Annotated in this window: 1 tRNA gene; it reads right to left on the reverse strand. The window is 51.9% G+C overall.

The annotated features are described in order from the left end of the window. Positions 1-182: 182 nt before the first annotated feature. Positions 183-258 (reverse strand) — tRNA-Glu (locus tag OGV67_RS01885). Positions 259-262: the final 4 nt, after the last annotated feature.

The raw sequence follows: 262 nt of genomic DNA on the forward strand, positions 1-262 counted from the left end.
TGAGAGACTCATACACACTTTACGTGTGTCGTTTCAATTTTCAGCTTGATCCAGATTTTTAAAGAGCAAATATCTCAAACATGACTCGCAAGTCAGTTTTGAGATACGGGGGCCGGCGACTTTCACTCACACAAACCAGCAAGTGGCGTCCCCTGGGAGGTCTGACCTCATCAGTTGAACGCTGGCGTCCCCTAGGGGATTCGAACCCCTGTTACCGCCGTGAAAGGGCGGTGTCCTGGGCCTCTAGACGAAGGGGACACTG

The sequence above is a fragment of the Citrobacter sp. CK188 genome, from assembly GCF_030333525.1.
GTDB classification, from domain to species: domain Bacteria; phylum Pseudomonadota; class Gammaproteobacteria; order Enterobacterales; family Enterobacteriaceae; genus Citrobacter_B; species Citrobacter_B koseri.